At 59.0% G+C, this 13,692-nt stretch carries 10 protein-coding genes; 4 read left to right on the plus strand and 6 right to left on the minus strand.

Annotated elements, in window-relative coordinates; all coding sequences use genetic code 11:
* Nucleotides 1-88 precede the first annotated feature (88 nt).
* The 4 genes from HMPREF2849_RS08655 to HMPREF2849_RS08670 form a co-directional block, all read right to left on the minus strand.
* Nucleotides 89-1,813, minus strand: a complete 1,725-nt coding sequence (locus HMPREF2849_RS08655) for a hypothetical protein (protein WP_070862883.1) — start codon at nt 1,811-1,813, stop codon at nt 89-91.
* 281 nt (nt 1,814-2,094) lie between these two features.
* On the minus strand, nt 2,095-3,111 hold the full coding sequence (gene ilvC / locus HMPREF2849_RS08660) for a ketol-acid reductoisomerase (RefSeq protein ID WP_049194075.1): 1,017 nt from the start codon (nt 3,109-3,111) through the stop codon (nt 2,095-2,097).
* A gap of 53 nt (nt 3,112-3,164) precedes the next feature.
* On the minus strand, nt 3,165-3,668 hold the full coding sequence (ilvN, locus tag HMPREF2849_RS08665) for an acetolactate synthase small subunit (protein WP_048735338.1): 504 nt from the start codon (nt 3,666-3,668) through the stop codon (nt 3,165-3,167).
* Nucleotides 3,669-3,702: 34 nt separating this feature from the next.
* Nucleotides 3,703-5,613: an acetolactate synthase large subunit gene (locus HMPREF2849_RS08670; RefSeq protein WP_069358810.1), complete on the minus strand. Its 1,911-nt coding sequence runs from the start codon at nt 5,611-5,613 to the stop codon at nt 3,703-3,705.
* Between the two features lie 360 nt (nt 5,614-5,973).
* On the opposite strand from HMPREF2849_RS08670, the gene HMPREF2849_RS08675 reads away from it, so the two are divergent.
* From HMPREF2849_RS08675 to ilvD, 3 genes are all read left to right on the plus strand, one after another.
* Nucleotides 5,974-7,629, plus strand: coding sequence for a mechanosensitive ion channel family protein (locus tag HMPREF2849_RS08675; RefSeq protein ID WP_069358880.1), 1,656 nt, complete (start codon nt 5,974-5,976; stop codon nt 7,627-7,629).
* Between the two features lie 57 nt (nt 7,630-7,686).
* Nucleotides 7,687-8,205 (plus strand): PH domain-containing protein, encoded by a 519-nt coding sequence (locus HMPREF2849_RS08680; RefSeq protein WP_049172102.1) that lies wholly within the window; start codon nt 7,687-7,689, stop codon nt 8,203-8,205.
* A 134-nt stretch (nt 8,206-8,339) separates the two neighbouring features.
* Complete coding sequence (ilvD, locus tag HMPREF2849_RS08685) at nt 8,340-10,184, plus strand: dihydroxy-acid dehydratase (RefSeq protein WP_070429318.1); 1,845 nt, start codon at nt 8,340-8,342, stop codon at nt 10,182-10,184.
* Between the two features lie 15 nt (nt 10,185-10,199).
* Here ilvD and HMPREF2849_RS08690 read toward each other — a convergent pair whose 3' ends face one another.
* Together HMPREF2849_RS08690 and HMPREF2849_RS08695 are read right to left on the minus strand one after the other, a co-directional pair.
* Nucleotides 10,200-11,084, minus strand: coding sequence for a hypothetical protein (locus tag HMPREF2849_RS08690; RefSeq protein WP_241482424.1), 885 nt, complete (start codon nt 11,082-11,084; stop codon nt 10,200-10,202).
* A 75-nt stretch (nt 11,085-11,159) separates the two neighbouring features.
* Nucleotides 11,160-12,533: a DoxX family membrane protein gene (locus HMPREF2849_RS08695; RefSeq protein ID WP_224784010.1), complete on the minus strand. Its 1,374-nt coding sequence runs from the start codon at nt 12,531-12,533 to the stop codon at nt 11,160-11,162.
* Between the two features lie 76 nt (nt 12,534-12,609).
* On the opposite strand from HMPREF2849_RS08695, the gene HMPREF2849_RS08700 reads away from it, so the two are divergent.
* Nucleotides 12,610-13,686 (plus strand): glucose dehydrogenase, encoded by a 1,077-nt coding sequence (locus tag HMPREF2849_RS08700; protein ID WP_224433177.1) that lies wholly within the window; start codon nt 12,610-12,612, stop codon nt 13,684-13,686.
* Nucleotides 13,687-13,692 lie beyond the last annotated feature (6 nt).

A 13,692-nucleotide genomic window follows, 5' to 3' on the forward strand; every position in this document is an offset into this window, starting at 1 on the left:
CCTTTGTTTAGGGAGTAAGCGCCGTTGCCCCCGACATTCAAGTCGGCAAATATTTCGCGTTATATTTTTATTTCTGCTGGTCTATAACCTACTGGTACGTAACCAACCACGGACGCGGCTCGATGTTCATGGTCTCCTCAGGAGTAAACATCGGCTGATCCTCGTCGATGAAGTTCTTCCACGCCTCGAAAATCTCCGGCTGCAAATCCTGCAACATGACGTTCCAGGTCTCAAACTTCTCCTGCGCGGTGCCATGGCCGTCGGCATGCAGAACGAATGCGAGCTCCGGGTGCGACAGATCCAGCGTCTCACGGTCGCGAATCATCTGTAGCTGGAACTGGTGCAGCATCAGCATCTTCTGCGGAAGGTTGTTCTTACGAGTCAGCTCAGCCAGCCAATCAGCAACGCGGTTGACTTCTTCAGCCTTAACGTGACCAACCTGAGTCGCCGGAACCTGCCCCGGTTCCATCTTCCACTCCGGGTCCAGCGCCAGACCGACGTTTGGCATCTTCAGCAGTTCTTCGTAGAACTTGGCCTGGTCCAGGAAGTCTGCACTACCCGGCTGCAGGTCGATGATGACGTAGCCGCCGGCCTTGGTCATGGCCTCGACGTACGGCTTCAGAGCCTCAACCGGAGCTGGCTCGGAGTAGTCACCGCGTGGACCCGGGTCAGCCTGCGCGACCGAAGCGATAATCTCGAAGGCCGGCAGTACCGGGTCATCAGCGAACTTCTCGTACTGCTTGACGTAGTCCTTCGCACGTGCGACGGCATCCTCCGGATCATCCTCGCCCATCACGCCCAATGGAGCGACACCTGGGTGACCATACGTTGCAATCAGATGACGACCGGGGAACAGCAGTGTGCCTCCACCTGGCAGCTCCTTAACCTTGTCATCTTTGGCAAGCTCGATGGACTGATCAAACTTGTCCTTATCGCCGAAAACCTTACCCAGAGCAATCAGGGACTCGCCGTCGCGAGCAGCGGAAATCGACTCAGAGGTAGCACGCGCGTCGCCCACCGGCAACCAACTGACCTTCAGGCCAGCGGCACGGGCCGTAGCAATGGAGGCCAAACCGGTACCCGGTGCGGCCAGTGCCAATGTGTCCTTGACCTCCTTCGGAGATCCCTTCGGCAGGGTGACGCTCTCCTGTCCCTTGTCGTCCTGCCCATCGCTGGCGCGATCCTGAGCCTCCTGGTTGGCTGCCCCATCCTTCGTTGCATCGCCCTCGACGACAGTTGGCTTCTCCGGATCCATCTCAACGACAGCGCGAGTCGGCTTCGACTCCGTCTCCTTGAGAACCTTAAACTCGGTACCGACGAGCTCCTTAAGGCCATCGGTCGTACCCGGATCCGCAATGATCTGACGGCCCTCTTCCCCAGTCAGGTCAACTGCCCCCACAGTAAGGACTGTCTTTGCGCCCAGGCGGTCAATCTCTTTTTCCACATCGGCGATATCGGCGCCGGTATCACGGCCACGAGCATCCTTCTTCGGGCTCTTGGCGGTACTGTCATCTTCCGCATCTTCGGCAGAACCAGCCACTAGCATCGGCAGACCAGCAGCAACCGCGATGCCTGCCGCCCTACGCTGCTCAGCAGAGCCTGCCGAGGAAACGACAACCGCTTCCGAACTGTCGATCAGGCTTTCCGACGCTGCGATGTCGTCGCTAAGCACCGTCGATTCAGCGTCCACCTTCTTCGTGGAAACAGCGCTGTCGGAATTTCCACACGCGACCAAGGCGCTTGACCCCAACGCCAGGCTGACCGTCAGGGCAACGGTTGCCGTCACGCGCCGCGTCATTGCGGATACTCGCACATTTACCTCCGTGAAATGATTTGATTTCAACGATTAGACTATCGAACGTCTTTGTTGAGGGAGACCTTTCAACCCAGATTAGAACCCCGGATAGGACTGGGGCTACACCCGTTTGGCAGTAGTTGCTTTTGGCTCAGACGTTTATTCCACACGTCTACCCCACACGGTTCAGTGAAAGAATACTAGTGAGAGAGATACGAAAAGGGCCTCATCACGGCGGTGAAGCTCAGTGATGAAGCCCTACTTCGCGAACAAGCGAGGGATTCGCTTAAGCAACAAACTTAGGCAGTCTCAGCGCGAGCGTCGACCTTAACCCAGCTCATCAGGTCGCGCAGCTTGGAGCCGACCTCTTCAATCTGGTGGTTGTTGTAGGAAGCGCGCAGGTCCTCGAGCTCCTTGTTGCCGCCCTCGACGTTGGCAATCAGGCGCTTGGTGAAGGTGCCGTCCTGAATGTCAGACAGAATCTCGCGCATGTGCTGCTTGGTATCAGCGGTAATAACGCGCGGGCCAGACAGGTAGCCACCGAACTCAGCGGTGTCGGAGACCGAGTAGTTCATGTTGGCAATACCGCCCTCGAACATCAGGTCAACAATCAGCTTCAGCTCGTGCAGGCACTCGAAGTATGCCATCTCCGGCTCGTAGCCAGCTTCAACCAGAACCTCGAAACCGACCTTGACCAGTTCCTCGGTGCCACCACAGAGAACAGCCTGCTCACCGAAGAGGTCGGTCACAGTCTCTGCCTCGAAGGTGGTCGGGATAACGCCAGCGCGGGCGCCACCGATAGCTGCAGCGTAGGACAGAGCCAGGTCGCGGCCCTCGCCCTTCGGGTCCTGGTCAACGGCAATCAGGCACGGAACGCCCTTGCCATCGACGAACTGACGACGAACCAGGTGACCCGGGCCCTTCGGAGCAACCATACCGACGGTGATGTTGTCAGCCGGCTTGATGAGGTCGAAGTGGATGTTCAGACCGTGGCCGAAGAACAGCGCGTCGCCGTCCTTCAAGTTCGGCTCGATGTCCTCGCTGTAAACCCTTGCCTGGGTGGTGTCCGGAACCAGCACCATAATGACGTCTGCCCATGCAGCGGCATCTGCGTTGGACTTAACCTCGAAGCCAGCTTCCCGAGCCTTCACAGCGGACTTGGAGCCTTCACGCAGACCGATAACAACCTCGACACCGGACTCGCGCAGGTTCTGAGCGTGAGCGTGGCCCTGGGAACCGTAGCCCAGGATGGCAACCTTACGTCCCTGGATGATGGACAGATCAGCATCGTCGTCGTACAGCAGTTCAATAGCCATTAAAGTTAGCCTCTTTTCGAATCGGATTCGTTAAAAATCTTAGCGTTTAGTTGTTAGCGGGCCTGGAGCATCGGCTTCGGCCCACGTGCCATTGCGACGGTACCGGACTGAATGAGCTCACGGATACCAAACGGCTCGAGGACCTCCAGCAGGGCTACAAGCTTCGAGCGCTCACCCGTCGCCTCAATGATGACAGACTCTTGAGAAACGTCCACCACACGGGCACGGAAGAGATTGGCGGCATCGACTACCTGCGGACGATTGGTGTTGTCGCAGGAAACCTTCACCATCAGCAGTCCGCGCGACACCATGGTCTCTGGGGGCTGGCGGACCACTTTCAGCACGGGCACCAGCTTGTTCAGCTGCTTAGTGATCTGTTCGATCGGCAGCGTCTCCGTCTCAACCACGACGGTGATGCGGTTGACTCCCTCGGTCTCAGTTTCACCCGAGGTAATCGACTGGATGCTGAAACCTCGACGGGTGAACATGCCCGCAATGCGGACCAGAATACCCGGCTCATCGAGGGTCAACACGGATAGAGTGTGCAGTTCAGCCATTTTGGGACTCACTTCCTGTTGCTTCGGATCCCGATTAGCGGGTCTTCATGGACGGGTGGTTAGCGTCGGGCTGCTTCGCGGCGTCCTCGGCGTTGTCCACAACAGTGCCGTGGATGTCAGCCGGGGCCTCAGCTGCTGAATTCTCATCGTTGAACAGCGGGCGCAGACCGCGGGCGTATTCGACCTCATCATTGGACTTGCCAGCTGCCACCATCGGCCACACCTGAGCATCCTCACCGACAATGAAGTCAATAACCACCGGTCGGTCATTAATCTCGCGTGCCTTCTTAATCGCCGCCGCGACATCTTCCTTCTTGGTCACGCGGATCGCCACGCAGCCAAGCCCCTCGGAGAGCTGGACGAAGTCCGGCAGGTAGGAGTTATCCTCCGGGCGCAGCTTGGTGTTGGAGTAGCGCTGATCGTAGAACAGCGTCTGCCACTGACGAACCATGCCCAGATTACCGTTGTTAATCAAGGCAACCTTGATGGGAAAACCTTCCATTGCACAGGTGGTCAGCTCTTGATTGGTCATCTGGAAGCAACCATCACCGTCGATGGCCCAGACTTCCTTTTCTGGAGCAGCCGCCTTGGCACCCATCGCAGCCGGGATTGAGTAGCCCATCGTGCCGGCACCACCGGAGTTAAGCCAGGTGCGCGGGTTCTCGTACTGGACGAACTGCGCTGCCCACATCTGGTGCTGGCCGACGCCAGCGGCATAGATGGCCTCTGGACCAACGATGTCGGACAGAGTCTGAATTACAAACTGCGGAGCGATTGCACCATCAGCGGGCTCTTCCCACCCGAGGGGGAACTCGTCGCGGAGACCGTCGAGAAGCTTCAGCCAGTCGGCAATCTGCGGGCGACTAAGACCGAGCTTGGTGTAGGACTCGCTAAGTGCGGCAAGGACCTCGCGGGCATCGCCGACGATGGGAACATCAACTTCGCGGAGCTTGCCAATCTCTGCCGGGTCAATGTCGGCGTGGATTACCTTCGCGTTCGGCGCGAAGGAATTCAGATCACCGGTAACACGGTCGTCGAAACGCGCGCCGATAGTGATGAGCAGGTCGGACTTCTGCAGAGCAGCGACGGCTGACACCTTGCCGTGCATGCCCGGCATACCCATGTGCAGCGGGTGCGAGTCCGGGAATGCGCCGCGAGCCATCAGCGTGGTCACGACCGGAACCCCAGTCTGCTCGGCGAACTCGACCAGCTCCTTGGAAGCATCGGCCTTAATGACGCCACCACCGATGTAGAGCACCGGACGCTTTGCCGCAGCAATCATCTCAGCGGCTTCGTCGATCTGTCGCTGGTGCGGGGTTGTCACCGGACGGTAACCCGGCAGGTTGATCTCCGGTGGCCAGGTGAAGTCGATCATCGTGTTCTGGAGGTCCTTCGGGACATCGACCAGAACCGGACCTGGACGACCAGAAGAAGCCAGGTGGAATGCCTCAGCGAGCGCGCGCGGGATGTCCTCAGCTTCGGTGACCATGAAGTTGTGCTTCGTAATCGGCATGGTCACACCGCGGATGTCAGCCTCCTGGAAAGCGTCAGTACCCAGCAGCGGGCGACCGACCTGACCAGTGATAGCGACAACCGGAACGGAGTCCATCTGAGCATCCGCGAGCGGGGTCACCAGGTTAGTAGCACCCGGGCCGGAAGTCGCGATACAGACACCAACCTTGCCGGAAACCTGCGCGTAACCAGTGGCAGCGTGGCCAGCTCCCTGCTCGTGGCGCACCAGGACGTGGCGGAGCTTTTCCGAGTCATAAATCGGATCGTAGAGCGGAAGCACTGCACCACCGGGAATACCGAAGGCTACCTCGACGCCGAGCTCTTCAAGGGATCGGACAATGGCTTGTGCACCAGAAATTCGCTCGGGGGCGCTGGTGCGCGCCTTAGCCGCGAATTGGGCGGGCGATGGGGTGTGCTGCTCGTGCGCGTTCACGATTTCGCTCCTGGATCATGGTGGGCAACTACTCAACACACATTCACGCAAAGAAGCTACGAATGTGGCGTTGGCTACAACCCTAACGTCCACATAGTGAGAAGTCAATCCCGTCAATTGGACACGCCACCCGTATCACACCCCGAGCACCCACCCGATTCCAACGAGAACCCCGCCCCAACTTTGGGAATCACTCTACCCAGAAACTCCCCGACCACGACCCCGGGGACACCCAAGCCTGCACACCCGAGCCCTACACGCCCGAGCCCCGCAAGCCCCAAGTCCAAAGCTCGTCTTTATGCATAATTCTTTACCTTTAAACTCAGCGCATATTAAGGCGAACGACCTACGGTGGATGGCATGGAATTCTTGCAATACATGTTGTTACGGACATGGCAATGGGTGGCCAATAACGGCCTTGCCATCGCATGTCTGGCCATTCTGCTAATTCTTGTTCCCCGTATCCGACGTTTCGTTCTGGCAATTGCGGACGGAAACATCTCCTCTTCAGAGGAGCAGTCCAAGGGACGGCGCGCACTGATTGGCGCTGTGGTTTACATCGTCGAAGTCATTGCATACTTCGTCTTAATCATCGCGATTCTGTCGAAATTCGGAATCTCACTGACCGCCGCCGCTATCCCCGCGACGGTTGTTTCCGCCGCTGTTGGTTTTGGCGCACAGGGAGTCATCGCCGACTTCCTTGGCGGACTGTTCATCATCGCCGAGAAGCAGTACGGCATCGGAGACTGGGTAGAGTTTCACTCCCCTTCGGGCACTGTCCAAGGTGACGTAGTCAATATGACATTGCGCGCCACCACGATCCGAACCCTCAACGGCGAGGAAATCATCGTGCCGAACTCCGAGGCACGCATGTGTATCAACTACTCCTCACAGTGGTCCCGTGCTGTTGTTGAAGTTCCCGTACCGATGACCGCCGGTGGCTCCATTAAGGACCTGGAAGAGCGCACTGTCGCCGCCGCCAAGAGTGCCATCGCACTGGACTCCGTCAAGGATGCAGTTCTCTCCGAGATCAAGCTGCAGTCCTCCACGGAGCTCAATCCGCCGACGGTTATGGGCCTGCCGTGGACCGTCACTATGCGCTTGATTGTCGACTGCAAACCGGGCGACCAATGGCTCATCGAGCGCGCCATCCGCGCCGCAGTCATCGACACTTGGTGGGATGACTACGGCGAGCGCGCCCAACAGACCCCGTTTGCTCCCGCCGAAGAAATCACCGGTCATGTCCGCGATGACACGATGATCGAACAGCTCAGGCAGGCCGATGCTAAGCAAGAGAAAAAACAACAGCTTGACGACGGCGACAGCGCTCCAACCGAAGTTGTCGAAGCGGTAGCGGACACTACTGCCCAGCCGGATACCGCAGAAACCAAACTGATGGAAACTCAGACCGTCGATAAGCAAGACGGGAACGAGCGATCCGACCTGCCGCATGCGGGTGCTGACCTCGATGATGCTCGACGCGAGCAAGAGGACAGCGGAAGCAACAACGCCATCCGCAAGCTGGTTAGCCACCCTGACTGGAAGACGCTCACGACGCGCCAGAAAATCCGGCGAATCCTCTCTGCAGGTGGACGTGCTCGCGTTTCGACAATCATGCTCTTGGCAACCCTAATTGTCCTCGGCGTTTTGAATCTCATGACGGTCGAGACCGAGGGCGGCCCATCCGGATGGCTAGCACCGAGCAGGTGGAGCGATCGGGTAACGACACAGGAAGAGGACTCGGAAGAGTCGTCAGCTCCGCAATCATCGAACCAGCCGACTAGTACCACACAGAGTGTGCAGCCCACCGAGACTTCACAGCAGACTCAGACATCACAGAATCAGCCGTCCGAGACTTCACAGCAGCCTCAGAGCACGCAGAACCGCGCACCTTCGACCGCCACCTCCACCGAGCCAGACTCTACTCAGAGCAACACCGACAACGAGAACACTGGCGGATCACAGTCGACAGACTCCACTAACAACGCAGAACCAAACTCGGTCGGGGCGCAATAACGCGCAACTGCCTACCGCGCATTAACCAATCCGAACTACCCGCTACAATCAAAGGCCATGACTGACTCGACTCCACAGCTAAAATTTGCGACGCAGCGATTTCGCCCACAGAAGACGCATCTGTTCATCGTTGCGTTCATGCTCGTGCTGTGTGTAATTGCCACCGGTTTTGCCCCGTGGCTGGCCATTACCTTCCTGGCACCGTTGATTTATACGCTTTGGATTTTCCGAGTACGCACCACCGTAGGGCCACGCGGCATCACTGCGGTGTACCTATTGTCCAAGCGCCGTTCGGTGCCCTGGAGCGATTTTGCGGGCATCTTCTTCAACAAGGGCGGCCGCGCCTTTGCGGTAACCAAGTCAGATGAGCGCATCGCCCTGCCGGCCATCTCTTTTAATTCGCTGCCGGAGTTGAAGGAAGCCACTGGCGGTCTGATTCCAGATCCGATCGCTTCGGCTCGTATGGCGGAAAATGACAAGGTCGAGGTTTTCGACCGCGATGGCCACTCCGTAATGAAGAAGGTCAGTGAGGTTGAGGCTGATGCCAAGGCTAAAGGTGACGCCTCTGCCGAGTAACATATAAGCAGTCCACAAAGCCCCTAAATCTCATTATGCGGACACCAGTGACCACGAAATGAGACATTAGGGGCTTTTTGTGATTAATATGGATAATTAATTACCTTGCACCCTATCTAGGAAGGGCAGCCCCCATGATTCCCCTTCGCTCTAAAGTCACCACTGCCGGCCGTAATGCTGCAGGTGCGCGTTCGCTATGGCGCGCAACTGGCATGACCGATAACGACTTCGGCAAGCCGATTATCGCAATTGCCAACTCTTACACTCAGTTCGTTCCCGGTCACGTGCACCTGAAGGACGTTGGCGACATCGTCGCAGAAGCTGTAACCGCAGCCGGTGGCGTCCCCCGTGAGTTCAACACCATTGCTGTCGACGACGGAATTGCGATGGGCCACGACGGCATGCTCTACTCGCTGCCGTCCCGTGAGATTATTGCTGACTCTGTCGAGTACATGGTCAACGCTCACACCGCTGACGCATTGGTCTGTATTTCCAACTGTGACAAGATCACGCCGGGCATGCTCAATGCGGCTCTGCGTCTGAATATCCCGGTGGTCTTCGTTTCCGGCGGGCCGATGGAATCGGGATCGTCGATTGTTATCGATGGCGTCGTCAAGCCCGGCTCTGACCTCGTCTCGGCTATTTCTGCATCCGCGAACGACAAGGTCGATGACAAGAACCTGCTCGACATCGAGCGCTCGGCATGCCCGACCTGCGGATCGTGCTCGGGCATGTTCACTGCAAACTCGATGAACTGCCTGACCGAGGCCCTCGGCCTGTCCCTGCCGGGTAACGGTTCTACCCTGGCAACTCAGCAGGCGCGTCGCGATTTGTTCACGCGCGCCGGTGAACTGATTGTAGACCTGGCGAAGAGCTACTACCACGATGGTGACGAGTCCGTGCTGCCGCGCAACATCGCCAACCGCGACGCGTTTGTCAACGCAATGACGCTCGACGTTGCCATGGGCGGTTCCACCAACACGGTGCTGCATATTCTCGCTGCCGCCCAGGAGGGCGAGATCGACTTCGACCTCTCCGACATCGACGCGATTTCCCGCCGCGTGCCTTGTCTGTCCAAGGTGGCACCGAACTCGGACTACTACATGGAGGACGTCCACCGCGCCGGTGGTATTCCAGCCATCCTCGGCGAACTGCGCCGCGCGGGCCTGCTGCAAATGAATGTCCGCTCCGTTCACTCCCCATCTCTGGAGGAGCACCTGGACAACTGGGATATCCGCGGCGGCAAGGCCACTGACGAAGCGATTGAACTGTTCCACGCAGCCCCTGGCGGCGTGCGCACCACCGAGCCGTTCTCCACATCCAACCGCTGGGAGAGCCTGGATACGGACTCCGAAAATGGCTGCATCCGCGACTTCGACCACGCCTACACGAAGGAAGGCGGTCTGTGTGTCCTGCGCGGCAACATCGCCGAGGACGGCGCTATCCTGAAGACCGCCGGTATCGGCGAGGATCAGTTCCACTTCGAGGGCACCGCTCGCGTCGTAGAAAGCCAGGAAGAGGCTGTCTCGGTCATCTTGAACCGCACCTTGCAGCCGGGCGAAGTTCTCTTTGTCATCTACGAGGGTCCTTCCGGCGGCCCGGGCATGCAGGAGATGCTGCACCCGACCGCATTCATCAAGGGCGCTGGCCTGGGTAAGGTCTGTGCACTGGTCACCGATGGTCGCTTCTCCGGGGGTTCCTCCGGACTGTCTATCGGCCACGTTTCCCCGGAGGCCGCTGCCGGCGGCGCAATCGGTCTCGTCCGCAACGGCGACCCGGTGTACATCGATGTCGCTGAACGACGCCTTGAGATTCAGGTGTCCGACGAGGAGCTGGCCGCTCGTCGCGATGAGGAGCTCAAGCGCGATAAGCCATTTACTCCGCACAAGCCGCGTCCGCGCAAGGTCTCCAAGGCGCTGCGCGCATACGCCAAGATGGCGTCCAGTGCGGATAAGGGCGCGATCCGCATTGTCGACTAGCTAGATCAAACCCGTTTAAAGGCCTGTGCTTACCGCACGGGCCTTTGGCGTTTCTAGAGTGGCTTTGCGCCCAGTCTTCTGCGTGGGCTTCACCAAATCCCGGTACTCGACGTCGGCAATCCCCTCAGCGACGTCCTCGGTGTGTGCATATTTGCCGCCCTCGGTAATGGCCGCCATTACATATCCGGGGCCAAAAACAACGGAAGAGTGCCACGAACGCCGGTTGGACCAGCCCATTTTCGCGCCTTCAGAGCCGGGCAGCCCGGCAAGACCAAAATTCTGTCGATAGCCATCGGCAGCAATCGGCGACCAGTGTCGCATCGCCTCGAGCACCTCAGAATTAGGATGCTTCAGACGAAGCTGGGAAATAAAAGACACCACATCTTCCGCGGTGGTCCTCGATACTCCCCACTTTTCTCCGCCGGAAGTGTTGAACAGGCCGTACTCGGTCGCAATGGAATCGACCGATTCCGGGTACTTCCGGTAAAAGTCGGCGGCCAAATCGTCGTCGGAACGCGAAATCATCTTTTCGACGCGCTCGGCATCGTCGGCAGTGCCGTGTTCGAGCACATACTGACCGATATACAACTTAATCAGGGATAGCGCCGGCAGCGGGCGTTGCGATGCCTGGCTGCTGTACCCCACGCCCACCGGCTCGTAGCTCACCGCCATTTGCGTGCGCGGGTCAGTCTCAATCAACCCTTCGGCGTTGAGGTTCATGCGCGGCAGACTCACCTCATGAGTCGGCCAGGCGCTTGCCGACGAGACGGAGGCTGCAACCTCATTGTGCTCGCCGGCAGCGGCTGTCGAAGGTGAGTGAATCGACGTTGTAGCGCCTATCGAAGACATGAAAAAGACCACCGCGAGGGTGGTCTTTAGTACGTGTCTCGACTTTGGCATAGGGGGCATTGTACCCCGGCCCTAACGGAGAACCTAGTTTAGGTCGCTCGACTGTTTGTGCAGCTGCGAGCCGCCTTAGCCAACAAACGGCAGCGTGCCGGTCGTCAGCCACCACAGGCCAATTGCTGCGGCGATGGACAGAATTCCGAAGATCCACGACGATGCCAGTGGTCGACGAGCCCAGCCGCGTCCGAAATCGATGCCGATACGGCCCGGGCCGGTGAACTGCAAGCCAAGCGCCATGGCGGTCATCAACAGCTGTAGTTGGAGGTTACTGGAGTCCTGGCCAACGATATTCACACCATTGGCAGAGGTAGCCACATCAAACATGCTGAGGTAGGCGGACAATGCCAGCGCCAACGCCGCGGCCAGCGGTGTCGCGAGACCCAAGATAAGCAGGGCACCCGCGATAAGCTGAACCGTTGGGATGGCAGTGGCCATTACAGGGCCGAGGGCAAAGTTGTTCTGGCTAAACTGTGTCTCCAGCGCAGTGGTGCCACCGGAGTTGCCCCAGCCGAGCAGCGTTGTCAGACCATGGACCAGCAGTAGCGCACCCAATCCAAGACGCAGCAGCAGGAGGCCGAAGTCAGTGGTACCGCGACGGAACTCCGGTTCGTTGTCGTCGTAGAAGTCCGTGTCTTCATCGTCGTCAGCAGCGGCGGTAGTCGTAGCAGCAGTTGCCCCGGCGGCTCCTACGCCTGCTCCTGCAACACCAGCGGCGCCAGCTGCACCAGCAGTATCGCGGGACGCAGCCGGTTCAGCGAAATCCGATTCATCGAAATACTGAGTCTCAGCTGCGGAATTGCGTGAAGAGTCATAGGTCGGCTCCGCCTCATCGTCGAATGCTGGCTGTGCTTCCGACTTATTTGCAGTAGCTCCCGCTGCGGACGCTCCTGCCGCTTCAGAAGCCGAGAAGGCTTGCGTCGGCTGGCTGAAATCCTCGTCTGAATCAACGCGCTCACTACGAGCCGGCTGCTCAAAGATTTCGGTTGCCTCCGACTCCGGGGCCACCTCCGACTCTTTATCAGCCGCGGGCGCTGACTCAGTTTCAGCCTGTTCATCCCGCGGCGAAGGCTTACCGGCAGGGCTAATCACCTGAGGTGCCGTGCGGCCTGCAGCGGCGTAGGCGTCGTAGCGCTTCTTCGGCTCATCCTGAACTTCAGGCTCCGGTTCCGAGCTCGGCTCAACCTCTGTCTCTGCCACTGTCTCTGATGCAGCGGTAGGTTCCGGAGTCAGGTTTTCTTGGTCTGCCTCCGACTCCTCCGCTACGCGCTTTTCCGGCACACCCGGAAAAACCTGCGTTGCGGTGTTGTCGCTGTCATCACGGTTGGTTTCTTCGTTCATTGGCTCAGCGAGCTTGCGGTAGGTCGGGACGTCGAGATCGTCATCGAATCCGTCCTCCACATTCTCGAGGGCGCGGTCGTTCGGGTACTTCTCTGAGTCGCTCACATCGTCCACATTAAATCTACTGCCTCACTTTTGGTCGCAGGCGTGGCCGTGAAACGAGGCTGTATTGTGTATGCCTATGGGATTCCACCTCGTCCACACCAGCAGTGCACAGGCTCGCGCTCGCGGGCGGCGTCGTCGTGCTGCGCTCGCCGCTGGTGTCATCGGGATGGTCTCTCTTTCCGGCTGCATGAGTGCCTCGAACGCGCTTGAGTTGCCGTTTACGGAAGACAAGTCAGAGCCGACGGGCATTGCCATGCCGAAGTTTTCCTCCCCTGATTTGCCCTCTACCCCGGTCCCAACCACGGAAAGCAAAGCCAAAGACAAAGGTCCCTGCGACCTCGACGATGTCACTCTCGCGGCCTGCCTACCGCTTACCACCGCGCTAGCCTCAACCGGCCCTGGGGAGGCTCTCGTCGCCACCGACGACGGTGCACTCACCGTTGTCGCACCGGGTAAGACACCGCGTGAGGTCGCACGGCTCGGCGCCCCTGCAAAACAACTGCTGCCCAGTCCCTCGGTTGAAGAGGACCGTCAGGTCTTTGTTTTGCGTAACGACGACACCATTGCGCGCGTCACCCTCGTGGAGGGCAGCACCGCTGATGTGCGCGAACTTCCGGACCTCAGCGAGCCCGGCATTCTCGGAATCTATTTTGACCGAACTTCGGACACCCTGTCCCCGCGCAAATTGCTCGTGGGAGATCCAGGCATTGAGTTTCAGCAGTTCTGCCATGGTCCGGACGGAATGCCGCCGTTGGCAACCGCCATTCTCGACGGCACCCCACAGCTGGTTCAGCTCACCGGCCCTGTGATTAACCCCCTCGGCGGTGTGGACCTGAACGATTCCATCGGTGGATGCGCAGTGATGGGTGACCGCGTGGTCATTGCCATCCCAGACGCGCAGAAGGTCATCTCCATGCCGGTGGGTCCGAAGTCAAGTGGGCCCGACGCGGCGTGGGAGGTCAAGGGTTCCCCTGAAGTGCTTGTCGACGGCGACTTCGGCCACATCTCGTATGTAGCGGCTGTCGCAGCGAATCAGGGTATTGAAGTTTGGGGTGCCACGACCAACAAAACCGCCGGGGCACAACCGTCGGAGTCCGACGAACGCGTCGTCAGACTGCCGAGCGATGGTGCCGCCGGCGGTTCCCCGGATTAGCTTTCA

It is taken from the genome of Corynebacterium sp. HMSC073B01 (assembly GCF_001838255.1).
Lineage (GTDB): Bacteria > Actinomycetota > Actinomycetes > Mycobacteriales > Mycobacteriaceae > Corynebacterium > Corynebacterium jeikeium_D.